Raw genomic sequence first — 23,131 nt, forward strand, 5'->3', positions numbered from 1 at the left:
GAGAGACCATGGGCGTCTTCGTCGCCAACCGCGGTGAGATCGCCGTCCGCATCGTGCGGGCGGCCCGGGAGGCCGGGCTGGAGGCGGTCGTCGCGGTGACGCGTGCCGAGGCCGACGGCCTCGCCGCGCGTCTGGCGAGCGGCGTCCACGTGCTCCCCGGCGAGGGCCCGGCGGCCTACCTCGACGCCGCGGCCCTCGTCGCCGGTGCTCGGGAGCACGGCTGCACCCTGCTCCACCCCGGCTACGGCTTCCTCAGCGAGTCACCGGAGCTGGCGCGGGCCTGCGCGGACGCCGACGTGACCTTCGTCGGCCCCGACGCCGGGCTGCTCGAGCTCTTCGGCGACAAGGGGCGGGCGCGTGCGGCCGCGCAGGAGGCCGGCGTGCCGGTCCTGCCGGCCACCGACGTCGGGGCGAGCGTCGCCGAGGTCGAGGACTTCGCGCGGGCGCAGCTGCCCGGCGGCGTGATGATCAAGGCCGCGGCCGGTGGCGGCGGCCGGGGCATGCGCGCGGTGCCGGCGGGTGAGCCGGTGGCCCCCGCCGTCGAGCGGGCGCGGTCGGAGGCCGAGCGCAGCTTCGGCTCCGGTGACCTCTTCGCCGAGCTCTACGTCGAGCGCGCGCGCCACGTCGAGGTGCAGGTCGCGGCCGACGGCGAAGGGGGAGTCACCCACCTCGGCGAGCGCGACTGCACCCTCCAGCGCCGCTTCCAGAAGGTCGTCGAGGTCGCGCCCGCACCGGACCTGCCCGACGACGTGCGCGCGGCCCTGCACGAGGCCGCCGTGCGGCTGCTCGTCGGTCGTGGGTACCGCGGGCTGGCGACCGTGGAGTTCCTCCTCGACGCCGACGACCCGACCCGCTGGTGGTTCATCGAGGTCAACCCGCGCCTGCAGGTCGAGCACCCCGTGACGGAGCTGGTCACGGGGGTCGACCTCGTCCTCACCCAGCTCGCGCTCGCCACCGGCCGCACCCTCGGCGACCTCGGCCTGGCCGACCCACCCGCCGTGCGAGGGTCTGCGGTCGAGCTGCGCGTCGCGGCCGAGCGGGTCGGCTCCGACGGCGCGCTCCTGCCCGCGCACGGGGTGGCGACCGGCCTGACCTGGCCGAGCGGCCCCGGGGTGCGGGTCGACACCCATCTCGTCGAGGGCTCCCGGGTCGACGGGGCCTTCGACTCCCTCGTCGCCAAGGTCGTCACCCACAGCCACGGCGGTCTCGCCGGCGCGCTCGACAAGGCGCGCCGGGCCGCGCTCGAGTGCTCGATCGACGGGGTCGAGACGACCCTGCCCCTGCTGCGCGAGCTGCTCGCCCACGACGACCTCGCACGCTGGCAGGTGACGACGGGGTGGATCGAGTCCTCAGGGGTGCTGGCGACGGTCGACGCCGGGGCGTCGGCGGACGAGGCGGCTCCGGGCGAGGTGCGCGCTGAGATGACCGGCACCGTGCTCGAGGTCCTCGTCGGGGCCGGTGACGAGGTCACCCTCGGCGCGCCCCTGCTCGTCGTCGAGGCGATGAAGATGGAGCACGTCGTCACCGCCCCGGTCTCCGGCACGGTGACGGAGGTGCGATCCCGGCCGGGGGCCACGACGGCTGCCGGGGACCTGCTCGTGCGGCTGCTCCCTTCGTCCGTGGGCCAGGAGGCCGCTGCCGTCGACGAGGGACCCGACCTCGACACGGAGCGGGCAGACCTGACCCGTCTGCGCGAGCGGCAGGCGCGGCGGCTGGACGCGGCCCGCCCCGAGGCGGTCGCCACACGGCACGCGCGGGGGCAGCGGACGGCGAGGGACAACCTCGCCGACCTGCTCGACGAGGGCAGCCTCGTCGAGTACGGCGGGCTGGCGGTCGCCGCCCAGCGGGCGCGCCGCACGGAGGAGGAGCTCATCGCGACCACGCCGGCCGACGGCATCGTCACCGGCATCGGGCGGGTGACGACGGCTCCCGGGACGAGTCCGCGGGTCGCGGTGCTCGCCTACGACTACACGGTCCTCGCCGGCACCCAGGGCTACCTCAACCACAAGAAGACCGACCGGATGCTCGAGATCGCCGAGCAGCAGCGGCTGCCCGTCGTCCTCTTCGCCGAAGGGGGTGGCGGTCGCCCCGGAGACACCGACACCACCGTCGCCAGCGGGCTCGACGTGCCGACCTTCGCGACGATGGGCCGGCTCAGCGGGCTCGTGCCGACCATCGGCATCGCCGCCGGGCGCTGTTTCGCCGGCAACGCCGCCCTGCTGGGCTGCTGCGACGTCATCATCGCCACCCGTGACTCGACGATCGGCATGGGCGGCCCCGCGATGATCGAAGGGGGCGGCCTCGGCGTCTTCGCCCCCGAGGAGGTCGGCCCGATCGAGGTCCAGGGCGGCAACGGTGTCGTCGACGTCGTCGTCGACGACGAGGCCGAGGCGGTCGCCGTGGCGCAGCGCTACCTCGGCTACTTCCAGGGTCGTCGCGAGGAGTGGAGCGCCCCCGACCAGCGCCACCTCCGTCACGTCGTGCCCGAGAGCAGGGTGCGGGCCTACGACGTGCGCCGGGCGATCGACACCCTCGCCGACGAGGGCTCGGTCCTCGAGCTGCGGGCGGGCTTCGCCCCGGGCGTCATCACCGCGCTCGTACGCATCGAGGGGCGCCCGATGGGTCTCGTCGCCAACAACCCGCGACACCTCGGCGGCGCCATCGACAGCCCCGCGGCCGACAAGCTCGCGCGCTTCCTCCAGCTCTGCGACGCGCACGGGCTTCCGGTCGTGTCGCTCTGCGACACCCCGGGATTCATGGTCGGCCCGGACCACGAGCGCACCGCGACGGTGCGGCACTTCGCGCGGCTCTTCGTCATCGGGGCGCACCTGCGGGTACCGGTCGTCACCGTCGTCCTGCGCAAGGCCTACGGCCTCGGTGCGCAGGCGATGGCGGCCGGCGGCTTCCACCGGCCGGCCGCGACGCTGGCCTGGCCGACCGGCGAGGTCGGCGGCATGGGCCTGGAAGGCGCCGTGCGGCTGGGCTTCCGTCGCGAGCTCGAGGCGGTCGCCGACCCCGCGGAGCGGGCCGAGCTCGAGGCGCAGCTGCTCGCGCAGATGTACGAGCGCGGGCGCGCGGTCAACGCCGCAGCCGTCGTCGAGCTCGACGACGTCATCGACCCGGTCGACACCCGGCAGTGGATCACCACGGCACTGGGCGAGGTCGACCACACCGACGTGCCACGGGGGTACGTCGACACCTGGTGAGCCAAGGAGAGTCCGATGGAGTACACGCAGCACCTCGCAGACGTCCGCGCGCGGCAGGAGCGGGTGCGGCCCGCCGACACGCCCCGCGAGGTCGCCCACCCCTTCGGGGAGCTGACCGTCCCGGAGTACGTCGACCGGTGGGCGGTCGAGCAGCCGGACCACCACGCCGTGGTCATGGGGGAGGAGGTGCTCACCTACGCCGACGTCGCCGCGCAGCACGCGCGCTGGGCCGGGTGGCTCCGGGCGAAGGGGGTGGCCCCCGGTGAGCGCGTCGGCGTGCACCTGGGCAACTCCACGCAGTTCGTCCTCGCCTTCCTCGGCACGTTGCGCGCCGGGTGCGTCCACGTGCCCGTCAACGCGATGTTCCAGCACGCCGAGCTCGTCCACGAGCTCGCCGACAGCGGGGCGAGCGTCGTCGTCACCCACGCGACGCTCGCCGAGCGACTCCTGCCGGCCGCGGCCGAGGCCGGGGTGGCCACGGTGGTCGTCGTGGGAGGTGAGGTCTCCTCCCTTCGGCAGGCTGGGGTCGAGGTCGTGGCCTGGGTCGACGCCCTCACGGCGGACCCGCTGCCCGAGCCGGCCCGCGACCTCGATGCGCTCGCCGCGCTCAACTACACCGGCGGCACCACCGGCCTGCCCAAGGGGTGCGAGCACTCCCAGCGGCACATGGTCTACACGGCGCTGAGCGGGGCGGGGGCCAATGGTCTGGGGCGTGAGGTGGTCTCGCTGTGCTTCGTCCCCGTCTTCTGGATCGCCGGTGAGGACCTGGGCATCCTCATCCCGCTCGTCATGGGTGGCACGAGCGTCCTGCTCTCGCGGTGGGACGCGGCGACGGTCGTCGACCTCGTGGAGCGCCACGGCGTGACGACGACCGCGGCGACGGTCGAGAGCTACCTGGCGATCCTCGACCTGCCCGACATCGCCGATCGTGACCTGTCGAGCTTCACCTCGCCGATGGCGATGTCCTTCATCCGCAAGCTCACGCCGGAGGTGCGCCGCCGGTGGGCGGAGGTCGTCGGTGGGCACTCGGTGCTGCGCGAGGGGTCCTACGGACTCACCGAGAGCCACACCATCGACGTCGTGCCGCACGGCTTCCAGGTCGACGACCACGACCTGACGACGACGCCCGTCTTCTGCGGGCTGCCCGTCCCCGGCACCGACGTCCTCGTCGTCGACCCCGTGACCGCCGAGCCGATGCCGCTCGGGGAGCCGGGCGAGATCATCCTGCGCAGCCCCTCGATCACGACCGGCTACTGGCGCAACCCCGAGGCGACGGCGCGACAGCTGCGCGACGGCTGGCTGCGCACGGGGGACACCGGCTACCTCGACGACGACGGCTGCCTGCACTACCTGGCCCGGGCCAAGGACATGATCAAGGTCAACGGCATGAGCGTCTTCCCGGCGGAGGTCGAGTCGCTCCTCGTGGACCACCCGGCCATCGACACCGTGGCCGTCGTCCCCGCGCCCGACCCGGAGAGCGGCCAGCGTCCCGTGGCCTTCGTGACGACGGTCGGTGAGGTGACCGGCGCCGACGTCGAGCAGTGGGCACGGGACCGGATGGCGGTCTACAAGGTGCCCTTCGTCGAGGTGCTGCCGGCCTTCCCGCTGACGGACACCGGCAAGATCCGCAAGGGCGAGCTGCTCGAGCGGGCCGGCGAGGTCGTCGCGGCCCGGGCCTGACCCCCTTCGTCCCGCGGGTGACCGCTCAACAACGTGACCCTTGACACAAATCTGAATCCGAGTTCAATATGAACTTGAATCATCCTTCAGATACAGGAGTTCACATGACATCACCGACAACGGCGTCGGACGCGGTGCACGCGCGAGCCACACGCAAGGCCTTCGTGCGGTTGGTCCCGCTGCTCATGGCGGCCTACTTCATGGCCTTCGTCGACCGGACCAACGTCGGGCTGGCGAAGTCCTCGCTCGAGGTGGACGCCGGCATCGACGCCGCGGCCTACGGGTTGGGGGCGGGGCTGTTCTTCCTCACCTACGCGGCCCTCGAGGTGCCGAGCAACCTCATCCTCCACAAGATCGGCGCGAAGGTCTGGATTGGGCGGATCGCTGTCACCTGGGGCCTGATCACCATGGCGATGATGTTCATCTCCAGCCCGACGATCTTCTACGTCCTGCGCCTGCTGCTCGGTGCGGCCGAGGCCGGTCTCTACCCGGGGATCATGTACCTCATCACGACGTGGTTCGCGCAGAAGGACCGCGCGACCGCCGTCGGGCTCATCCTCACCGCCTCGTCCGTCGCCTTCATCGTGGCCAACCCGATCGGCGGCGCCCTGATGAAGATGGACGGGGTCGGCGGCCTGCACGGGTGGCAGTGGCTCTTCGTCCTCGAGGGCATCCCGACGGTGCTCCTCGGCGTCATCATCTTCGTCGTCCTGCCCAACTCGCCGGCCGGGGCGAGCTGGCTGACGCGCGACGAGGCCGCCGAGCTGACCCGGCGCGCGGTCGGCGCGGAGGAGCCCGTCGGCAGCCCCGGCGCGATCGTTCGCCAGGCGATCTCCACGCCCTTCCTGCTGACCGTCGCGGCGATCTACTTCATGAACCAGATCGCGACCTACGGCGTGATCTTCTTCGTGCCCTCGATCGTCCAGGCCATGGACGTCACCGACACCTTCGTCATCGGGCTGATCTCCGGCGTCGTCGGCATCGGGGCGGTCATCGGCGTGCTCGTCGTGCCTCGCGTCCTGCGGCGCAACCCCGGCAGCGAGGTGCGGCTGATCGGCATCACGACCGTGGCGGCGATCGTCCTGGCGCTGTGCTTCGTCGCCGTCGAGCAGCCGGTGGCTCGGATGATCATCCTCAGCGCGACGATGCTCTTCATCGTCGGGGTCCAGCCGCTCTACTGGTCGGTGCTCATGGCCCGGCTCGGGGGAGTGGGTGCGGCCGCCGGTCTCGCCTTCGTCAACACCATCGGCCTCACCGGTGGCTTCGTCGGGCCCTACGCCTTCGGCCTCGCCGAGACGGCGACCGGGTCGCCGTCGTCCGGCCTGTGGGTGCTCATCGCCGCGACCTGCATCGGGCTGCTGTGCGTGCCGCTGCTCGGTCGCCTGCTGCGCCGGCACGACGCGGACAACCCCGTCGGCGACCCCGAGGACGACGTCGCCCCCGTGGCGGTCTGACCTCGCAGACGAGACGACCGGCCGTGACCCGAGGGTCGCGGCCGGTCGTCTCGTGCTGCCCGGCGTGCCGAGCGAAGGGAGGCTCAGCGGTAGTTGGTGAACTGCAGCGCGACGTCGAGGTCCTTGCCCTTGAGCAGCGCGATGACCTCCTGCAGCTCGTCACGGGACTTGCCGGTGACCCGCAGCTCGTCGCCCTGGATCTGGGGCTTGATCCCCTTCGGCCCCTCGTCGCGGATGATCTTGGAGATCTTCTTCGCGTTGTCCTGGTCGATGCCCTCCTTGGTGGGGCCGGACAGGACGTACTCCTTGCCGGAGGCCTGCGGCTCCTTGTCGCCGAAGTCGATGTTCTTCAGCGAGACGCCGCGCCGCACGAGCTTGGACTCGAAGACGTCGAGGACGGCGAGCACGCGGTCGGCGCTGTTGGCCTTGATGACCACGTTGTCGCCGCTCCACTCGATCGAGGCGCCGACGCCCTTGAAGTCGTAGCGCTGGGAGACCTCCTTGGCCGCCTGGTTGAGGGCGTTGTCGACCTCCTGGCGGTCGACCTTGCTGACGATGTCGAAGCTGCTCGTGGCCATGCTGGTGGTGACTCCTTCGCCGAGGGTGCGCCCGGATTGCGTTGATGGGCGGTCGGCTTGCTATCCTTCCAGACGCACACGGCAGGTTGTCCGAGCGGCCAATGGAAACGGACTGTAAATCCGTCGGGTTATCCCTACGAAGGTTCGAATCCTTCACCTGCCACCAGCAGTGGAGCGCGAGCCCCGCACCGATCTCGGTGCGGGGCTCGTGTCGTCCCCCGGTGGCACGATGGCCGGCATGGACGTGGTGGTGGGCGAGGACGGGCTGGCGCGGCCGGCGTGGGCGGACGGACACGGTGCCCACGGCGAGCTGCTGAGGCACTACTACGACACCGAGTGGGGCATGCCCGTGCGCGACGAGCGCGGCCTCTTCGAGCGGCTGAGCCTCGAGGCCTTCCAGTCGGGGTTGTCCTGGACGACGATCCTCGCCAAGCGCGAGGCCTTCCGGGCCGCCTTCGCCGGTTTCGACCCGGACGTCGTCGCCGAGTACCGCGACGCCGACGTCGAGCGCCTCATGGCCGACGCCGGGATCGTGCGCAACCGGGCCAAGATCGTGGCGACGATCCGCAACGCGGGGGCGACCCGCTCCCTTCGTGACGAAGGGGGGTTGCCCGCCCTCGTGTGGTCCTTCCGTCCCGACCGCACGCCCAGGCCACGGACGGCCGCCGAGGTCCCGACGGCGTCGGACGAGTCCCGGGCCCTGGCCAAGGCGCTCAAGCGGCGCGGCTTCGCCTTCGTCGGCCCCACGACGGCCTTCGCGCTCATGGAGGCGGTCGGCATCGTCGACACCCACCTGCTCGGCAGCCACCGCCGGGGGGCCTCCGGCCTGTGGCGACCGGACGGGACGCCGGTGCACGATGTCTGACGTGAGGGACCTCGACCGCACCCGCTACCCGCACTGGGCCACCGTGCCCACGCGGTGGAGCGACAACGACCAGTTCGGCCACGTCAACAACGCGGTGCACTACTTCGTCATGGACACGGTCATCAACGACTGGCTCCGGCAGCACGACTTCGACGTGGCGCGCGGTGACGGCACGATCAACCTCATCCCCGAGACGGGCTGCCGCTACCTCGCCGAGATCTCCTACCCCGACGTCTTCGAGGTGGGGCTGCGGGCGCTGGGCGTGGGGCGCACGAGCGTGCGCTGGGAGTGCGCCCTCGTGCGTGGTAGCGACGGGGTGCCCGTCGCCGTCGCGACCTCGGCGCACGTCTTCGTCGACGCGACCACCCGACGGCCCACGCCCGTCCCGGAGGCGCTCAGACCATCTCTGGAAGGACTGGTCGTCGAGGGTTAAGGGGGCGTTCACCCCGTGGTCGACGGTGTGGGGGGTGACCTCCCTAGGTTCCGGCCATGCACACCCCTGTGAAGCGCCCTCGTCGCGCTGCCCTCGCCCTGGCCCTCTCCGCGGCCCTCGTGACCCCCGTGGGGGTCGGCCTCGCCACGGCCGCCCCCGGTGACGACGTCACCCTCACCCCGCTCGGCACCTTTTCGACGGGGGCCTTCGACGAGGGCGCCTCGGAGATCGTCGCCCACGACCCGGCCACCCAGCGGGCCTTCGTCGTCAACGCCAAGGCGGGGACGGTCGACGTCCTCGACATCTCCGACCCGACGACGCCCACCGAGGTCGGCTCGCTCGACACCCCGGGGGCCAACTCGGTCGACGTCCACGACGGCCTGGTCGTCGTCGCCGAGCAGGCCGACGACAAGACCGACGCGGGCAGCGTCTCCTTCTTCGACGCAGAGACGCTCGAGGCCGAGCGCACCCTCACCGTGGGTGCGTTGCCGGACATGGTGACCTTCACCCCCGACGGGCAGCGGGTCCTCGTGGCCAACGAGGGCGAGCCCGAGGGCTACTGCGACGGCCAGGTCGACCCCGTCGGCAGCATCTCGGTCGTCGACCTCTCCGGGGGCGTCGCCGACGCGCGGGTGCGCACCGCCGGCTTCGACGCCTTCGACGGTCGCGCCGACGAGCTGCGCGCTGCAGGCGTGCGCCTCTTCGGGCCGGGGGCCACCGTCTCCCAGGACCTCGAGCCCGAGTACATCGCGACGAGCGCCGACGGGGCGACCGCGTGGGTGACCCTCCAGGAGGCCAATGCGGTGGCGATCGTCGACGTCGCCGGTGCGACCGTCCGCGAGATCGTGCCGCTCGGCCTCAAGGACCACTCCGTCGCGGGCCAGGGCATCGACGCCTCCGACAAGGACGACGAGATCGCCGTCGACACCCACCCGGTCAAGGGCATGTACATGCCCGACGGGGCGGTCGCCTACACCGCGCCGGCCGGTGGCGAGTACGTCGTCACGGCCAACGAGGGCGATGCCCGCGAGTACGACTGCTTCGCCGAGGAGGAGCGGGTCAAGGACCTCGACCTCGACCCGACGGCCTTCCCCGACGCCGAGGCGGTCCAGGCCGACGAGTCGCTCGGTCGACTCACGGTGACGACCACCTCGCCGCGCGGCGACGAGGGGTACACGGAGCTGCACTCCTTCGGCGGGCGCTCCGTGAGCATCCTCGGCGCCGACGGCTCGCAGGTCTGGGACAGCGGTGACGCGCTCGAGCAGCTCGTCGCCGAGCGCGACCCGGAGCACTTCAACTCGGGCCACGACGACAACGACTCCTTCGACAGCCGCAGCGATGCCAAGGGGCCGGAGCCGGAGGGCCTGGACATCGGCGCGATCGGTGGTAGCAGCTATGCCTTCGTCGGGCTCGAGCGCGACTCCGGCATCGCCGTCGTCGACGTCACCGACCCGACCGGCGCCGAGATCGTCGGGTATGCCAAGAACCGCGACTTCTCCGGTGACCCGGAGGCCGGCACGGCCGGCGACCTGGGTCCCGAGGGCGTGCACTTCATCCCCGCGGCGGACAGCCCGACGGGCGAGCCGCTGCTGCTCGTCGGCAACGAGGTCTCCGGCACGACGACGATCTGGCAGGTCGACGCCCCCGGTGCGCTGCCCGAGCCGACCCTGCCGACCGACCCCACCGAGCCGACGGACCCCACCCACGAGCCGACGGACGACGCGACGGACGACTCGACGGACGAGCCGACCTCGCGTCCGACCGACGACGGCGACGACACCGACGAGCCGGTGCGCGGCCCCGTCGTCGAGACCGACCTGCTCTGATCGGCATCGCTGATCGGGGGCCCGGTGACCTCGCCGGGTCCCCGATTTCATGACCACGGCACTTGCCGTGTAATCTCTCCCGAGGTTGTCCACCGGATCACTCCGATCCGGAGGGCCTGCCCCCTTAGCTCAGTCGGCAGAGCGTTTCCATGGTAAGGAAAAGGTCGTCGGTTCGATTCCGACAGGGGGCTCGGGTCCGACCAGCGCGCAGCGCGGGTCGACCGCCAAGGCGGGGTAGCTCAGCTGGTTAGAGCGCACGACTCATAATCGTGAGGTCGCGGGATCGAGTCCCGCTCCCGCTACGCAGCACCACGGGTGCCGGCGACCACCGATTTCCGGTGGGGACCGCCCGTGGACTATCCTTGTGCGTCGCCGTGCTGCACGCTGCAGCACCACACGCACCTCCCGCCCAGCGCAGACCGGCGCAGGCGAGTACCACCCGAAGTTGTCGAGAGCAGGTTCTTACCGTGGCATCCAAGAGCGCCGACGTCCGCCCCAAGATCACCCTGGCGTGCACGGAGTGCAAGGAGCGGAACTACATCACCAAGAAGAACCGCCGCAACAACCCCGACCGCATGGAGCTCATGAAGTTCTGCTCGCGGGACCGCCGACACACCCTGCACCGCGAGACCCGCTGACCGAGCGCAGCGCATCTGCGCCGAAGCGGCCGCCGAGCACCTGCTCGACGGCCGCTTCGTCGTGCCGGCGGCGTCGCTCCTAGACTGACCGCATGGCCGTGAACGAGGACTTCCAGGGGCGCACCTACGACCCGACGCCCCCCTTCAGCGTGGGCCGCGAGCACATCCGCGACTTCGCCGCGGCGGTCGGGGCGACCGACCCGGTGCACCACGACGTCGAGGCCGCCCGGGCCGCTGGCTACGCGGACCTCGTCGCGCCGCCGACCTTCGCCGTCATCCCGGGGCAGCGCACGGACGCGCAGTTCGTCACCGACCCCGAGGCGGGCGTCGACTACTCGCGCGTCGTCCACGGCGAGCAGCGCTTCACCCACCACCGCCCGATCGTCGCCGGCGACGAGCTGCGCGGCGTCCTGCACGTCGACGCGATCCGTGCCGCGGGCGGGCACCAGATGGTGACGATGCGCAGCGAGATCGTCGACGCCCAGGACCAGCCGGTCGCGACGAGCCTGTCGACGATCGTCATCCGAGGAGGAGAGTCAGCATGACCGTGCGCCGCTTCGTGGACGTCAGCGAAGGGGAGTCCCTCCCGCCCCGCACCATCCCCGTGACCCGGGCCCACCTCGTGCACTACGCCGGCGCCTCCGGTGACCGCAACGTCATCCACTGGGACGAGCGGACCGCGCAGGCGGTCGGGCTGCCCGACGTCATCGCCCACGGCATGTGGACGATGGGTGCGGCGGTCCAGGTCGTCACGGACTGGGTCGGGGACGCCGGGCGCATCGTCGACTACGGCACCCGCTTCACCAAGCCGGTCGTCGTCCCGCACGGCGCCGGGGCGGAGATCGCCGTCGCCGGCGTCGTGAAGTCCCTCGACGAGCAGACCCGTGAGGCGACCGTCGAGCTGACCGTCACCTGCGGCGACGAGAAGGTGCTCGGCCGCTGCCGCGCCGTGGCCCGGCTCGACTGATGGGCGCGACCGAGCACGGCGTCGAGCTGGCGCCGCTCACGACCATGCGCGTCGGCGGGCCGGCCGACACCCTCGTCACCGCCGAGACCCTCGACGAGGTCGTCGCCGCCGTCCGGGCCGCGGACGAGGCGGGCACGCCCCTGCTGCTCCTGTCCGGCGGCTCCAACCTCGTCATCGCCGATGACGGCTTCCGCGGCACCGTGGTCCGCATCGCGACGAAGGGGGTCCGCGTCGAGTCCACGCACGACGAGCACGTCGACGTCGTCGTCGCCGCGGGAGAGGTGTGGGACGACGTCGTCGCCCGCGCCGTCGCCGAGGGCTGGTCGGGCATCGAGGCGCTCTCCGGCATCCCCGGGCTGGCCGGGGCGACGCCGGTGCAAAATGTCGGCGCCTACGGCCAGGAGGTCGCGCAGACCATCACGCGCGTGCGCGTCTGGGACCGCGACGAGCGGCGCGAGCGCACCTTCACGGCGCAGGAGTGCGCCTTCACCTACCGCCACTCGGTCTTCAAGGAGACGGGCCGTCACGTCGTGCTCGAGGTGACCTTCCGCCTCGGCCGGGGTGGCCTGTCGGCGCCGGTGGCCTATGCCGACCTGGCACGCCAGCTCGGGGTCGAGCAGGAGGACCGGGTGCCGCTCGCCGCGGCCCGCGAGGCCGTCCTGGCCCAACGCGGCATCCGCGGCATGGTGCTCGACGCGGCGGACCACGACACGTGGAGCTGCGGCTCCTTCTTCACCAACCCGATCCTGCCTGCCGAGCGCTTCGACGAGCTCGTCGAGCGCGCCGCCCAGCGGCTGGGGCCGCAGGGACCGACCCCACCGGTCTTCCCCGCGGGGGAGGGGCTGGTCAAGACGAGCGCGGCCTGGCTCATCGACAAGGCGGGCTTCGGCAAGGGGCACGGGATGCCCGGGCCGGCCGCCCTGTCGACGAAGCACACCCTCGCCGTGACCAACCGCGGCACGGCGACGGCGGCCGACATCGCGGCGCTGGCCCGCGAGGTGCGCGACGGGGTGGAGTCCGCCTTCGGCGTGACGCTCGTCAACGAGCCGGTCTTCGTCGGCCACGAGCTGTAGCCCCGCTGCTCGAGCGGCGGGACGGGCGAGGGCCCACGGTCAGGTCGACCGTGGGCCCTCGTCGTGCATCGTGCGTGCGGTCAGCGGACCGCCCCGTAGGCGTCGACCAGACCGTCACCGAAGTAGGAGTTCTCCTCCGGCGTCCCGACGCACGCGGCGCCGCGCGTGGTGGTCGAGCACGGGGTGTCGGTGGCCTGGGCGCGCAGCTCGCGGATCATCTTCTCCGGGCCCCACGTCGGGTGCGCCGACTTCATGAGCGTCAGCACGCCGGCGACGTGCGGCGAGGCCATGGAGGTGCCGCTCTTCAGGCCCCAGCCGTTGCCGTTGACGATCGTCGACAGGATCGAGCTGCCGGGAGCGGCGACGTCGATCGAGCCGAGACCCCGGTTGGAAAAGGACGACAGCTTGCCCTGGCGGTCGACGGAGGAGACGGTGACGACACCGTCGAGCTCGGTCGGGATGTCCTTGCACGAGCTGTTGATCGTGCGCGCGACCGGGGTCTCCGCGTCGTTGGGGCTCGACGCATTGGTCGTCTTGTCCGACAGGTCGTAGGCGCTGTTGCCGGCGGCCGCCGCGTGGACGGTGCCCTGCTCCGTCGACCAGGTGACGGCGCGACGCACGGCCTCCATGGCCGGAGCCTGCTCCGGCTGGTCACCGCACCAGAACTCGAAAGGGTCGACGTAGTAGCTGTTGTTGGTCACGTCCATGCCCTTGAGGCCGGCCTCCATGAAGCCGCAGACCGCGTACTCGGGGTAGATGAACCCGTCGTCGTTGACCACCTTGACCGACGCCATCTTCGCGCCGGGCGCGATGCCGACGATGCCGACGCCGTTGCGCTCGGCGCCGATCGTGCCGGCGACGTGGGTGCCGTGGTCGCTCGTCGTCGGGGCCCACGCGGACTCGCCGGTCGCCGGGCGGCCGGCGTCGGTGCAGCCGACCGACTTGGCGCGGTCGATCTGGTTGACCAGGTCCGGGTGGTCGGGGTCGATGCCGGAGTCGAGGACGCCGACGGTGACGTCAGGAGAGCCGGTGGTGATCTGGTGCGCCTGCGGCACGTTGATCATCTGCATGTCCCACTGCTCGCCCTCGCGCGGGTCGGTGCTCGTGGCCGCGGTGCCCGCGGAGACGTCGCCCTGCTTGGTCCGGGCCTTCTTCAGCTGGCCCTTGCCAGGACCCCACGGGGCCTGGGCGCCGGCGGGCGTTCCCTCGCTCACGGCGACCGATCGGGTCGGCCCGACGGACTCGACGGAGTTGCGGGCGCGGTCGATGACGTCGGTGCGGAAGCTCGCCTTCGTCGAGTGCGCGATGACGACACCGATCTGCGGCCAGGACTGGACGACGACGCCGCCCGCGGCCTCGACGGCCCGCTCGACCTTGCGCGTCTGGCCGGGGTTGGCCACCTTGGCGTTGACGACGTAGCTGGAGATCTGGCCGTCAGGGGTCGAGATCGGGACCGGGGTCGAGGTGGGCTCGTCCTGGGTCGCTCCGGTGGCCGACTGGGCGCCGACGACGCCGAGCCCGATGATGGCGGCGGCAGCCGCCCACCGGGCGCTGTGCGGTCGCATGCGTGAAGACATGTGCAATTCCTCCCTGGGTGACCGCAGCCGGGGGTCGAGCCGCGGCACCGGCGATCTTGGCAGAAGATCGCGCTTCGCGCGCGTCGAACGCCGTAGGATCTGCGGTCACGCCGTCAGATCGGCGAAGGGGGTGGCCTCAGGCCGGCGTCGCGAGCCAGGCGTCGATGTCGCGCACCGCGGTCTCGACGACCTCGCGTGGCGCCCGGCTCGCCCGGAAGGAGCCGCGCGCCAGCTCGGCGAGCTGCGCGTCGTCGAGGCCGTGCACCGACCGGGCGGTCTCGTACTGGTCGAGCAGCCGCGAGTCGAAGAGCAGCGGGTCGTCAGCCCCCAGGGCGATCGTCGCGCCGGCCTCGACGAGAGGGCGCAGCGGCACCGCGGGTGCGTCGCGGTAGACACCGAGGGAGACGTTGGAGCCGGGGCAGACCTCGAGGGCGACCCCCGACTCGACGATCTCGGCGAGCAGCCGTGGGTCCTCCGTGCTGCGCACGCCGTGACCGAGCCGGTGCGGGTGCAGCGCCGTCAGCGTCTGCGCGATGGCCTCGGGTCCGAGCAGCTCACCGGAGTGCGGGACGAGTGCGAGGCCGGCGCGCTCGGCGATCCGGAAGGCGGGGGCGAAGTCGGGGGTGGCCCCCCTTCGCTCGTCGTTGGAGAGGCCGAAGCCGTGCACGCCCTCGACCCCGCGCCCGGCGAGACGCGCGGCGAGGCGGGCCAGGGTGCGGGCCTCGAGCGGGTGCCGGATGCGGCTGGCCGCCATGAGGACCCCGACGCGGGCCGAGCCGGTCTCGTCGGCCGTGGCGTTGATCGAGCGGGCCTCGTCGAGCACGATCTCCATCGCCGGCGTGATGCCGCCGACGGCGGCGGCGTAGGAGGTCGGGTCCACCTGGATCTCGAGCCACCGGGAGCCCTCGGCGCCGTCGTCCAGCGCTGCCTCCCGGACGATGCGGCGCATGTCGGCCTCGCCCCGCACGCAGTGCCGGGCCGCGTCGTAGAGGCGCTGGAAGCGGAACCACCCGCGCTCGTCCGCTGCGGACAGTTGTGGCGGGTACCCCTCACGCAGTGACTCGGGCAGCCGCAGGCCGTGGTCGAGGGCCAGGTCCCTGACCGTCTCCACCCGCATCGAGCCGGTGAAGTGCAGGTGCAGGTGCGCCTTCGGGAGCGTCCGCAGGTCCCGGGCCGGCGCGCTCAGGCGTCGTCCTCGCCGGAGCCGATGATGTGCACGGCGGCCTCCTCGGCGGAGGCGGCGCCACCGTCGACGCCGACGTCGCGGCCCCAGGCCTGGTCGTCGGTGTCGTCGTGGGCCCCCTCGTCGGGGCTGACGAGCCGCCCGGCGCGGGCGTCGCCGACCTCGCTGTCGCCGATCCAGTCGTCCTCGGCGGCGATGGCGTCCGGGTCGTCACCGCCGATGCGGTCGTCCCCGCGGCGGCCGGGCTCGTCGACCTCCCAGGTGGTGTCCGGCTCCTCCTGCTTGAGCCGCTGGTCGATGCTCTCGCCCTCGCGCTGCTCCGCCGCGGTGACGCCGTGGGCGTAGGAGCCCCGCGCCGAGTCGGGCGGGGAGTACCCCGCGTCGAGCGGGTCCTCGTCCGCGGTCCCGCTGCCCATGAGACTGTCGCCGGGTTGCAGCTGGTCCTCGTCGTCGAGGCTGTAGCTCGTCAGGTCGGTGTCGAGGTCTTCGCGCTCGGACATGGTCACTCCTTGGTGGTCGTGCCCAGCTGCTCCGCGGCCGCGATGAGGACGCACGTGGCGACCGTCTCCATGGCCTCGGTGAGCTCGGACATCGGCGGCATGGTGGGCGCCAGGCGGATGTTGGTGTCGTCCGGGTCCTGCCCGTGGGGGAAGGAGGCACCGGCGGGGGTCAGCGACAGGCCGGCCTCCTTGGCGAGGGCGACGACGCGGGAGGCCGTGCCGGGGAGCACGTCGAGGTTGACGAAGTAGCCGCCCGTCGGGCGGTTCCACGTCGCGACCCCGAGGCCGCCGAGGCGCTCGGTGAGCACCCGGTCGACCTCGGCGAACTTCGGGGCGATGATTTCGGCGTGCCGGCGCATGTGCGCCCGCACCCCGTCGGCGTCGCCGAAGAACTCGACGTGCCGCAGCTGGTTGACCTTGTCCGGGCCGATGGAGCCCTTGCCCAGGTGCTCGAGGTACCAGGCGACCTGCTCGGTCGACGAGGCGAGGAAGGCGACGCCCGCGCCCGCCCAGGTGATCTTCGAGGTCGAGGCGAACATGACGGTGCGGTGGGGGTGCCCGGCGCCGGAGCACAGCGTGATCATGTCGGCGCTCTTGGCCTCCTCCTCGGTGAGGTGGTGGAGGGCGTAGGCGTTGTCCCAGAAGATCTTGAAGTCCGGGGCGGCGGTCTCCATCGCCGCCAGCCGGCTGGCGACCTCGTGCGAGACGATCGCGCCGGTCGGGTTGGCATAGGTCGGCACGACCCACATGCCCTTGACCGACGGGTCGGAGCCGGCGATCCGCGCGACCTCCTCGACGTCGGGGCCGTCGTCGGTCATCGGCACGGTCACCATCTCGATGCCGAGGTCCTCGAGGAGGGCGAAGTGGCGGTCGTAGCCGGGGACGGGGCAGATGAAGGTGACCTTGTCCTCCTTCGCCCACGGGCGGGGGGAGTCGACGGCACCGAAGAGGAGGAGGTCGACGAGGACGTCGCGCATCATCGTCAGCGACGAGTTGCCGCCGGCCACGAGCTGCTCGGGCTCGACCCACAGCAGCTCGGCGAAGATCTCGCGCAGCTCGGTCAGGCCCGCGAGGCCGCCGTAGTTGCGCACGTCGGTGCCAGCGCGGTCCGTCGTCGCGGAGGGCAGCGAGAGCATGTCGTCGGCGAGGTCGAGCTGTGCGGAGCTCGGCTTGCCGCGCGTGACGTCGAGCTTGGTGCCCTTGGCGGCCTGGTCGGCGTGGGCGCGGCGCTGGGTCTCGGCGAGGGCGGTGAGCTCCTCGGGGGAGAGGTCGGACAGGGGGCGGCTGCTCTGCTCGGTCACGGGCGCCAGTCTTCCACCTCGCAGGCCGTGGGCGAAGGGTGGTCCGCACCTCCTCGCCCTCGGTTCGCGGTGCGTGCCCGACGTGACGTATGGTTGTCCCTTGGTTGACTTCGACCAGACTCTCCAGCGTGCCCGCACGCAGGGACGACGGGAGGAGCCGACCCGGGAGATCGGCCCCACCGCGGTCTCCCGAAGGGCAGTGGCTCAATTGGTAGAGCACCGGTCTCCAAAACCGGCGGTTGGGGGTTCGAGTCCCTCCTGCCCTGCGTTGCACGACACCCGTTGCGCAGCCAGGTGATCCCGGATGAGAAGAGACGACGTGAGCCAGCTCGGAGCGCAGCCGACCAAGGCGCGGCGCGGGCCGAAGGGCGGCAACCCGATCTCTCGCTTCTTCGGGTCGATCGGACTCTTCCTCGCCCAGGTGCTGGACGAGCTCCGCAAGGTCGTCCGGCCGACGCGGTCCGAGCTGATCAACTACACGCTCGTCGTGATCGTCTTCGTCGCCGTGATGATGCTCATCGTCTCCGGCCTGGACGCGGCGTTCACCAAGGCAGTGCTCTGGGTGTTCGGCGGCTGACGCCGCCCGCGAACCCGTCCGTCCCGGGCGCGCCCAGCGCCGCCGAAGTTGTCGAAGTGAAGGAATCAGGTCATGTCCGAGCAGACCCAGACCCCCGAGCCCCAGGACCCAGAGGGCACCTCGAGCGTCATCGCTGCCGAGCAGGCCGAGCACGCCGCCCAGCCGCCGGCTGACCTCCCTTCGGCCCAGGAGGTCGAGGACGCCCGCGCCGCGGACGAGGCCCTCGAGGAGGCCGCCGCCGACGAGTCCGACGAGGCGACCGAGGCCCCTGCCGAGGCAGATGCCGAGGTCGACACCGACGGTGACGTCCTGCCCGAGGACGCCGAGGACCCGGTCCAGGCCTTCAAGGACGACCTCGCCTCCAAGTTCGGCGACTGGTACGTCATCCACACCTACGCGGGCTACGAAAACCGCGTGAAGCACAACCTCGAGACCCGTGTCGCCAACCTCGACATGGAGGACTACATCTTCGAGGTGGCCGTGACGATCGACGAGGTCACCGAGATCAAGTCCGGTCAGAAGAAGGTCCGCAAGCAGCCGCGGATGCCCGGCTACGTCCTCGTCCGCATGGACCTGACGGACGAGTCCTGGGGCGCCGTGCGGCACACGCCCGGTGTCACCGGCTTCGTCGGCAACGCCCACGACCCGGTGCCGCTGAGCCTCGACGAGGTCTTCACGATGATCAAGCCGGCCGACCTCGACAAGCCGGCCGCCGCAGCCGCTCCCGGTGCCGCCGCCCAGACCGGCTCCGCGCCGGCCGCGACCGCCGTCGACGTCGACTTCGAGATCGGCGAGTCCGTCACGGTCATGGACGGCCCCTTCGAGACGATGCCCGCGACGATCTCCGAGATCCTCCCCGAGAGCCAGAAGCTCAAGGTCCTCGTCTCCATCTTCGGCCGGGAGACCCCGGTCGAGCTCGGCTTCCACCAGGTCGCCAAGATCTGATGGTCGGTGCCACCGATCGGTGGCACCTCATGCAACCGGGTCATCGCCCACGGCGTCGGCCCACAACACGGAAGTAGGAACACCGCATGCCTCCCAAGCAGAAGAAGGTCTCCGGCTACATCAAGCTGCAGATCCAGGCTGGCGCCGCGACCCCGGCCCCGCCCGTCGGCCCGGCCCTCGGTCAGCACGGCGTCAACATCATGGAGTTCGTCAAGGCGTACAACGACGCCACGGCGGACATGCGCGGCAACGTCGTGCCGGTCGAGATCACGGTCTACGAAGACCGCTCGTTCACCTTCATCACGAAGACCCCGCCGGCTGCCGAGCTCATCAAGAAGGCCGCGGGCGTCAAGAAGGCCTCCGGCGAGCCGCACAAGGTCAAGGTCGCCTCGCTGACCAAGGACCAGGTCCGCGAGATCGCCGAGACCAAGATGCCCGACCTCAACGCCAACGACATCGACGCCGCGATGAAGATCATCGCCGGCACCGCGCGTCAGATGGGCATCGAGACCCCGGGCGTCTGAGCCCGAAGGCTGATCCAGCCACCCCCGTGGGAGGGCCCGCGCTGGCCCGCACCACACCTCCACCACCACCAAGGAGCACTCATGAAGCGCAGCAAGAGCTACCGCGCCGCGGCCGAGAAGATCGACCGCGACCTCGCGTACGCCCCCCTCGAGGCGATCCGCCTCGCCAAGGACGGCGCGAAGAAGACCTACGACGAGACCGTCGAGGTCGCCTTCCGTCTCGGCATCGACCCGCGCAAGGCGGACCAGATGGTCCGCGGCACGGTCAACCTGCCGCACGGCACGGGCAAGACCGCCCGCGTCCTCGTCTTCGCCAACGGTGACAAGGCCGACGCCGCCCGCGAGGCCGGCGCCGACTTCGTCGGGTCCGACGACATGCTCGAGAAGGTCCAGGGCGGCTGGATGGACTTCGACGCCGTCGTCGCCACCCCGGACCTCATGGGCAAGGTCGGCCGTCTCGGCAAGGTCCTCGGTCCCCGCGGCCTCATGCCGAACCCGAAGACCGGCACCGTCACGATGGACACGGCCAAGGCCGTCTCGGACATCAAGGGCGGCAAGATCGAGTTCCGCAACGACAAGCACGCCAACCTGCACTTCATCATCGGCAAGGCGAGCTTCGGCGAGACCCAGCTCGTGGAGAACTACCAGGCCGCGCTCGAGGAGATCCTGCGCCTCAAGCCGTCCGCCTCCAAGGGCCGCTACATCACCAAGGCCGTGCTCAGCACGACCATGGGCCCGGGCATCGTCCTCGACAGCTCGCGGGTGAAGAACCTCCTCGAGGAGACCGCCCCGGTCGCCGCCGACGAGGTCCCCGCCGGCGAGTGACACCGCGCCGCACCTGACGAAGGGGGCGTCTCCCACGAGGGGGACGCCCCCTTCGTCATGCGATTTGGACCACCGGCCGGCCTGCCGTACGCTGGTCCACGACCATTGACCGCCGGTTGCCGTCCCTCTGGGGTGGCTGAAGGTTCCGCGAGAGCGGGCGACCCGCGCAGGCCGACACCGCAGCATCCACTCGTGGGTGCCCTGAGGAGTCCCGTGCCTGCGCCGGGGCTCCTTTTCTCGTCCCGGGCCCCGGTGGCACCACACGAGAAGGGAGGCCCGCATGGCGAACGCCGAGAAGGACGCCGTCATTGCCGACATGGCGGAGAAGTTCCGCACGTCGACCGCGGCCGTCATCACGGAGTACCGCGGTCTGACCGTGGCGCAGCTCGGTGAGCTGCGCGGCAAGCTCCGTGGCAACGCCACCTACTCCGTGGTGAAGAACACGCTGACCGAGCGCGCTGCCAAGGAGGCGGGCGTCGAGGCCGCCTTCGAGGGCCAGCTCGTCGGGCCGAACGCGATCGCCTTCGTCGAGGGCGACCCCGTCGAGGCCGCGAAGGGTCTGCGTGACTTCGCCAAGGACAACCCCCTCCTGGTGATCAAGGGTGGGCTCCTCGACGGGAACCCCCTCACCGCGGAGGACATCGAGAAGCTCGCGAAGCTGGAGTCGCGCGAGGTTCTCCTGGGCAAGCTTGCTGGCGCCATGAAGGCCCAGCTCACCCAGGCCGCGTACCTCTTCAACGCGCCGCTCGCGCAGACGGCTCGCGTCGTCGACGCGCTGCGGGCGAAGGTCGAGGAGCAGGGCCCGGTCACGACCGACGCCCCTGCTGCGGACACCACCGAGACCACCCCCGAGGGTGGCGACGAGGCCTGAGGCACCTGCCTCGAGCCAGCAGTACATCCCCGCCACTCACGGCACACACGTTTGATCAGAAAGGACGCCCATCATGGCGAAGCTCAGCACCGACGAGCTCCTTGAGGCCTTCAAGGAGATGACCCTCATCGAGCTCTCCGAGTTCGTGAAGCAGTTCGAGGAGACCTTCGAGGTCACCGCCGCGGCCCCGGTTGCCGTCGCGGGTGCCGCCCCGGCCGCCGGTGGCGACGCCGGTGGCGACGCCGCCGCCGAGCAGGACGAGTTCGACGTCATCCTCGCCGCGGCCGGCGACAAGAAGATCCAGGTCATCAAGGAGGTCCGCGCGCTCACGAGCCTCGGCCTCAAGGAGGCCAAGGACCTCGTCGACGGCGCCCCCAAGCCCGTCCTCGAGAAGGTCGACAAGGACGCCGCGGAGAAGGCCAAGGAGGCCCTCGAGGGCGCCGGCGCCACCGTCGAGCTCAAGTGATCTCGGCTCGTCACTGACGAGCACTGATCTGCCGAAGGGCGGGTCGCACCATCTGGTGCGGCCCGCCCTTCGTCTGTCTCGATGGGTCAGAGCAGCGGTCGCCAGGGGGAGAGGATGCCCTCGGTGACGCGGGCGATGAGGGGCCGTCGGGTCCACTCGTCGAGCGTCAGCTCGGTGCAGTTGCTGGAGTCGAGATCGAAGATCTCCTCCATCCGGCGGGCGACGTCGGAGTCGAGGATCTCCATGTTGACCTCGTAGTTGCCGGCCAGACTCAGCCGGTCGATGTTGGCGGTGCCGATGGTCGACCAGATGCCGTCGATGGTCGCGGTCTTGGCGTGGACCATGGCGTTTTCGAAGCGGAGCAGCCGCACCCCACCGCTCAGGAGGCGCTCGTAGGTCACCCGGCTGAGCCAGTCGGCGACGATGTGGTTGCTGAAGTGGGGGACGATGAGGCGCACGTCGACGCCTCGCTCGGCTGCCTGGACGAGGCTACGGACGAAGGCGTCGTCGGGGATGAGGTAGGCGGTCGTCAGCCAGACCCGGGTGTTGGCGCGGTCGATCGCCTCGAGGTACATGTTGCGGATCGGGTAGACCATGTCGGCCGGCAGGTTGCGGTGGACCCGCATCTCGCGGCTCCACGTGCGCCGCGCCGGCTGGGGGAGCGGTGGCGTGCCGCCGTAGTGGTTCCAGTAGTCGACGAAGGCGTTTTCGAGCTCGACGACCATGTCCCCGGCGAAGCGTGCGTGGGTGTCGCGCCAGCGGTTGGCGTAGTCCTGGCCGATGTTGTAGCCGCCGACGTAGGCGGCGGTGCTGTCGACGACGAGCAGCTTGCGGTGGTTGCGCCCCCAGTGGCTGGGGAAGAAGAACTTCGCGCCTCCGGTCACGAGCGGGTGGCGCTTGACGTGGATGCCCTCAGGCAGGCCGCGGTAGAACTCCTGCGGCACGACGAGGTTGGCGAAGGTGTCGAAGACGACGTAGACCTCGACGCCGCGCTCGTGGGCGTCGACGAGGGCTTGGCGGAAGCGCCGACCGACGGCATCGGACTTCCAGATGTAGGTCTCGAAGTAGATCCGCGAGGTCGCGGCCTCGATGTCGGCGAGCATGTCCTCGAAGAGGTGCTCGCCGAAGGTGTAGATCCGTACGTCGCCGCCGTCGACCGGCACCGGGGCGCCGGGGCGGTGCGGGAACTCCTGGTCCGGGCGGTCCTTGCGACGCAGCGAGTCGAAGACGAGCAGGCCGCCGACCGTGGCCAGCTGGGTCGCGAGCGCCGCTGCGGCGGAACGCCGCACGAGTCGGCGCACCTCGCTGCGCCGGCGGCGACGGCGGGCAGAGCGCAGATCCATGACCCCAGCCTAGGGGGAGGGCGAAGGGGGTCGGCCGGGGGCCGTCCGGGCCCGCGGGGCGGTGTCCGTCTGGCGACCCGCCGGGGACGCGCCTTGACGTGACCTCTTCGGTGATCCATCCTCATGGCGTCGAATGATCCGGCGCCGCCACCGATCTGGTGGGTGTGACGCCCTGACCACCGTCGAGCCGTCGGCTCGACCGGGTTGGACAGCCGTGTGTCCCTGCATTATGCTGTCGCTTTGCGCTGCCTTAGTCCTGTCGTGGCTCCGTCGGAACGCTCGAATTCCCTCCTCGCGGA

Annotated in this window: 22 protein-coding genes and 4 tRNA genes; 20 read left to right on the top strand and 6 right to left on the bottom strand. The window is 71.4% G+C overall.

The window, feature by feature from the left end:
• Positions 1-8: 8 nt before the first annotated feature.
• The 3 genes from AB4Y78_RS06770 (at position 9) to AB4Y78_RS06780 (ending at position 6,340) form a co-directional block, all read left to right on the top strand.
• The gene (locus AB4Y78_RS06770) at positions 9-3,206 is read left to right on the top strand and encodes a carboxyl transferase domain-containing protein (RefSeq protein ID WP_441714981.1); all 3,198 of its coding nucleotides are present in this window, start codon (positions 9-11) and stop codon (positions 3,204-3,206) included.
• Between the two features lie 15 nt (positions 3,207-3,221).
• Positions 3,222-4,886, top strand: a complete 1,665-nt coding sequence (locus AB4Y78_RS06775; RefSeq protein ID WP_441714983.1) for an AMP-binding protein — start codon at positions 3,222-3,224, stop codon at positions 4,884-4,886.
• Between the two features lie 104 nt (positions 4,887-4,990).
• Positions 4,991-6,340 (top strand): MFS transporter, encoded by a 1,350-nt coding sequence (locus AB4Y78_RS06780; protein ID WP_441714985.1) that lies wholly within the window; start codon positions 4,991-4,993, stop codon positions 6,338-6,340.
• A gap of 83 nt (positions 6,341-6,423) precedes the next feature.
• Here AB4Y78_RS06780 and AB4Y78_RS06785 read toward each other — a convergent pair whose 3' ends face one another.
• A complete protein-coding gene (locus tag AB4Y78_RS06785) occupies positions 6,424-6,918 on the bottom strand; it encodes a YajQ family cyclic di-GMP-binding protein (protein ID WP_007928706.1) in 495 nt (164 codons plus the stop codon).
• Positions 6,919-6,998: 80 nt separating this feature from the next.
• Between AB4Y78_RS06785 and AB4Y78_RS06790 the strand changes: the two genes are divergently transcribed.
• The 10 genes from AB4Y78_RS06790 to AB4Y78_RS06835 all read left to right on the top strand — a co-directional run bounded on the left by AB4Y78_RS06790 (position 6,999) and on the right by AB4Y78_RS06835 (position 12,720).
• Positions 6,999-7,084 (top strand) — tRNA-Tyr (locus AB4Y78_RS06790).
• Positions 7,085-7,156: 72 nt separating this feature from the next.
• Entirely contained in the window at positions 7,157-7,783 is a 627-nt protein-coding gene (locus AB4Y78_RS06795) for a DNA-3-methyladenine glycosylase I (RefSeq protein WP_441714987.1), read from the top strand.
• Between the two features lies 1 nt (position 7,784).
• Positions 7,785-8,216, top strand: coding sequence for an acyl-CoA thioesterase (locus AB4Y78_RS06800; RefSeq protein ID WP_259911613.1), 432 nt, complete (start codon positions 7,785-7,787; stop codon positions 8,214-8,216).
• Between the two features lie 56 nt (positions 8,217-8,272).
• Positions 8,273-10,042 (top strand): choice-of-anchor I family protein, encoded by a 1,770-nt coding sequence (locus AB4Y78_RS06805; RefSeq protein ID WP_259911614.1) that lies wholly within the window; start codon positions 8,273-8,275, stop codon positions 10,040-10,042.
• Between the two features lie 118 nt (positions 10,043-10,160).
• Positions 10,161-10,233: transfer RNA gene (locus AB4Y78_RS06810), tRNA-Thr, on the top strand.
• Positions 10,234-10,270: 37 nt separating this feature from the next.
• Positions 10,271-10,344, top strand: a tRNA-Met gene (locus AB4Y78_RS06815).
• A gap of 165 nt (positions 10,345-10,509) precedes the next feature.
• A complete protein-coding gene (gene rpmG, locus AB4Y78_RS06820; RefSeq protein WP_007928715.1) occupies positions 10,510-10,680 on the top strand; it encodes a 50S ribosomal protein L33 in 171 nt (56 codons plus the stop codon).
• Positions 10,681-10,772: 92 nt separating this feature from the next.
• Complete coding sequence (locus tag AB4Y78_RS06825) at positions 10,773-11,225, top strand: FAS1-like dehydratase domain-containing protein (protein ID WP_441714989.1); 453 nt, start codon at positions 10,773-10,775, stop codon at positions 11,223-11,225.
• Positions 11,222-11,647 (top strand): MaoC/PaaZ C-terminal domain-containing protein, encoded by a 426-nt coding sequence (locus AB4Y78_RS06830; protein WP_387354852.1) that lies wholly within the window; start codon positions 11,222-11,224, stop codon positions 11,645-11,647. Before AB4Y78_RS06825 ends, AB4Y78_RS06830 begins: the two co-directional genes overlap by 4 nt.
• Positions 11,647-12,720, top strand: a complete 1,074-nt coding sequence (locus AB4Y78_RS06835) for a UDP-N-acetylmuramate dehydrogenase (RefSeq protein ID WP_441736986.1) — start codon at positions 11,647-11,649, stop codon at positions 12,718-12,720. Before AB4Y78_RS06830 ends, AB4Y78_RS06835 begins: the two co-directional genes overlap by 1 nt.
• An 80-nt stretch (positions 12,721-12,800) precedes the next feature.
• Here AB4Y78_RS06835 and AB4Y78_RS06840 read toward each other — a convergent pair whose 3' ends face one another.
• From AB4Y78_RS06840 to AB4Y78_RS06855, 4 genes are all read right to left on the bottom strand, one after another.
• Positions 12,801-14,297 carry a S8 family peptidase gene (locus tag AB4Y78_RS06840; protein WP_306513193.1) on the bottom strand — a complete coding sequence of 499 codons (1,497 nt, stop codon included), beginning with the start codon at positions 14,295-14,297 and terminating at the stop codon, positions 12,801-12,803.
• A gap of 136 nt (positions 14,298-14,433) precedes the next feature.
• Complete coding sequence (locus tag AB4Y78_RS06845; RefSeq protein ID WP_259911637.1) at positions 14,434-15,462, bottom strand: adenosine deaminase; 1,029 nt, start codon at positions 15,460-15,462, stop codon at positions 14,434-14,436.
• Positions 15,463-15,479: 17 nt separating this feature from the next.
• Positions 15,480-15,980: a DUF5709 domain-containing protein gene (locus AB4Y78_RS06850; protein WP_040881484.1), complete on the bottom strand. Its 501-nt coding sequence runs from the start codon at positions 15,978-15,980 to the stop codon at positions 15,480-15,482.
• A gap of 2 nt (positions 15,981-15,982) precedes the next feature.
• A complete protein-coding gene (locus AB4Y78_RS06855) occupies positions 15,983-17,281 on the bottom strand; it encodes an aminotransferase (protein ID WP_259911626.1) in 1,299 nt (432 codons plus the stop codon).
• A gap of 193 nt (positions 17,282-17,474) precedes the next feature.
• Between AB4Y78_RS06855 and AB4Y78_RS06860 the strand changes: the two genes are divergently transcribed.
• The 7 genes from AB4Y78_RS06860 (at position 17,475) to rplL (ending at position 21,489) form a co-directional block, all read left to right on the top strand.
• A tRNA-Trp gene (locus AB4Y78_RS06860) sits at positions 17,475-17,547 on the top strand.
• A 38-nt stretch (positions 17,548-17,585) separates the two neighbouring features.
• Entirely contained in the window at positions 17,586-17,858 is a 273-nt protein-coding gene (secE, locus tag AB4Y78_RS06865) for a preprotein translocase subunit SecE (protein ID WP_040881485.1), read from the top strand.
• Between the two features lie 72 nt (positions 17,859-17,930).
• Complete coding sequence (gene nusG / locus AB4Y78_RS06870) at positions 17,931-18,803, top strand: transcription termination/antitermination protein NusG (protein WP_128277232.1); 873 nt, start codon at positions 17,931-17,933, stop codon at positions 18,801-18,803.
• Positions 18,804-18,889: 86 nt separating this feature from the next.
• Positions 18,890-19,327 carry a 50S ribosomal protein L11 gene (rplK, locus tag AB4Y78_RS06875; protein WP_007928727.1) on the top strand — a complete coding sequence of 146 codons (438 nt, stop codon included), beginning with the start codon at positions 18,890-18,892 and terminating at the stop codon, positions 19,325-19,327.
• An 81-nt stretch (positions 19,328-19,408) separates the two neighbouring features.
• A complete protein-coding gene (gene rplA, locus AB4Y78_RS06880) occupies positions 19,409-20,152 on the top strand; it encodes a 50S ribosomal protein L1 (protein WP_007928729.1) in 744 nt (247 codons plus the stop codon).
• Positions 20,153-20,432: 280 nt separating this feature from the next.
• Positions 20,433-21,023 carry a 50S ribosomal protein L10 gene (gene rplJ, locus AB4Y78_RS06885; RefSeq protein WP_007929166.1) on the top strand — a complete coding sequence of 197 codons (591 nt, stop codon included), beginning with the start codon at positions 20,433-20,435 and terminating at the stop codon, positions 21,021-21,023.
• Between the two features lie 73 nt (positions 21,024-21,096).
• Positions 21,097-21,489, top strand: a complete 393-nt coding sequence (gene rplL, locus AB4Y78_RS06890; protein WP_007929164.1) for a 50S ribosomal protein L7/L12 — start codon at positions 21,097-21,099, stop codon at positions 21,487-21,489.
• Between the two features lie 86 nt (positions 21,490-21,575).
• Here the strand turns inward: rplL and AB4Y78_RS06895 are convergent, their stop codons facing one another.
• Positions 21,576-22,832, bottom strand: a complete 1,257-nt coding sequence (locus AB4Y78_RS06895; protein WP_441714995.1) for a phospholipase D-like domain-containing protein — start codon at positions 22,830-22,832, stop codon at positions 21,576-21,578.
• Between the last annotated feature and the right edge of the window lie 299 nt (positions 22,833-23,131).

The organism is Janibacter sp. RAF52 (assembly GCF_052114035.1).
Classification (GTDB): Bacteria; Actinomycetota; Actinomycetes; order Actinomycetales; family Dermatophilaceae; genus Janibacter; species Janibacter hoylei.

What these genes read in the sequence shown, in the direction of transcription:
- rplL (WP_007929164.1), top strand. Translation starts at nt 21,097, where the DNA reads ATGGCGAAGCTCAGCACCGACGAGCTCCTTGAGGCCTTCAAGGAGATG.
- AB4Y78_RS06830 (WP_387354852.1), top strand. Translation starts at nt 11,222, where the DNA reads ATGACCGTGCGCCGCTTCGTGGACGTCAGCGAAGGGGAGTCCCTCCCG.
- AB4Y78_RS06895 (WP_441714995.1), bottom strand. Translation starts at nt 22,832, where the DNA reads ATGGATCTGCGCTCTGCCCGCCGTCGCCGCCGGCGCAGCGAGGTGCGC.
- rplJ (WP_007929166.1), top strand. Translation starts at nt 20,433, where the DNA reads ATGGCGAACGCCGAGAAGGACGCCGTCATTGCCGACATGGCGGAGAAG.
- AB4Y78_RS06840 (WP_306513193.1), bottom strand. Translation starts at nt 14,297, where the DNA reads ATGTCTTCACGCATGCGACCGCACAGCGCCCGGTGGGCGGCTGCCGCC.
- AB4Y78_RS06795 (WP_441714987.1), top strand. Translation starts at nt 7,157, where the DNA reads ATGGACGTGGTGGTGGGCGAGGACGGGCTGGCGCGGCCGGCGTGGGCG.
- AB4Y78_RS06775 (WP_441714983.1), top strand. Translation starts at nt 3,222, where the DNA reads ATGGAGTACACGCAGCACCTCGCAGACGTCCGCGCGCGGCAGGAGCGG.
- AB4Y78_RS06850 (WP_040881484.1), bottom strand. Translation starts at nt 15,980, where the DNA reads ATGTCCGAGCGCGAAGACCTCGACACCGACCTGACGAGCTACAGCCTC.
- AB4Y78_RS06785 (WP_007928706.1), bottom strand. Translation starts at nt 6,918, where the DNA reads ATGGCCACGAGCAGCTTCGACATCGTCAGCAAGGTCGACCGCCAGGAG.
- AB4Y78_RS06805 (WP_259911614.1), top strand. Translation starts at nt 8,273, where the DNA reads ATGCACACCCCTGTGAAGCGCCCTCGTCGCGCTGCCCTCGCCCTGGCC.
- rplA (WP_007928729.1), top strand. Translation starts at nt 19,409, where the DNA reads ATGAAGCGCAGCAAGAGCTACCGCGCCGCGGCCGAGAAGATCGACCGC.
- rplK (WP_007928727.1), top strand. Translation starts at nt 18,890, where the DNA reads ATGCCTCCCAAGCAGAAGAAGGTCTCCGGCTACATCAAGCTGCAGATC.
- AB4Y78_RS06770 (WP_441714981.1), top strand. Translation starts at nt 9, where the DNA reads ATGGGCGTCTTCGTCGCCAACCGCGGTGAGATCGCCGTCCGCATCGTG.
- AB4Y78_RS06780 (WP_441714985.1), top strand. Translation starts at nt 4,991, where the DNA reads ATGACATCACCGACAACGGCGTCGGACGCGGTGCACGCGCGAGCCACA.
- AB4Y78_RS06825 (WP_441714989.1), top strand. Translation starts at nt 10,773, where the DNA reads ATGGCCGTGAACGAGGACTTCCAGGGGCGCACCTACGACCCGACGCCC.
- secE (WP_040881485.1), top strand. Translation starts at nt 17,586, where the DNA reads ATGAGAAGAGACGACGTGAGCCAGCTCGGAGCGCAGCCGACCAAGGCG.
- nusG (WP_128277232.1), top strand. Translation starts at nt 17,931, where the DNA reads ATGTCCGAGCAGACCCAGACCCCCGAGCCCCAGGACCCAGAGGGCACC.
- AB4Y78_RS06835 (WP_441736986.1), top strand. Translation starts at nt 11,647, where the DNA reads ATGGGCGCGACCGAGCACGGCGTCGAGCTGGCGCCGCTCACGACCATG.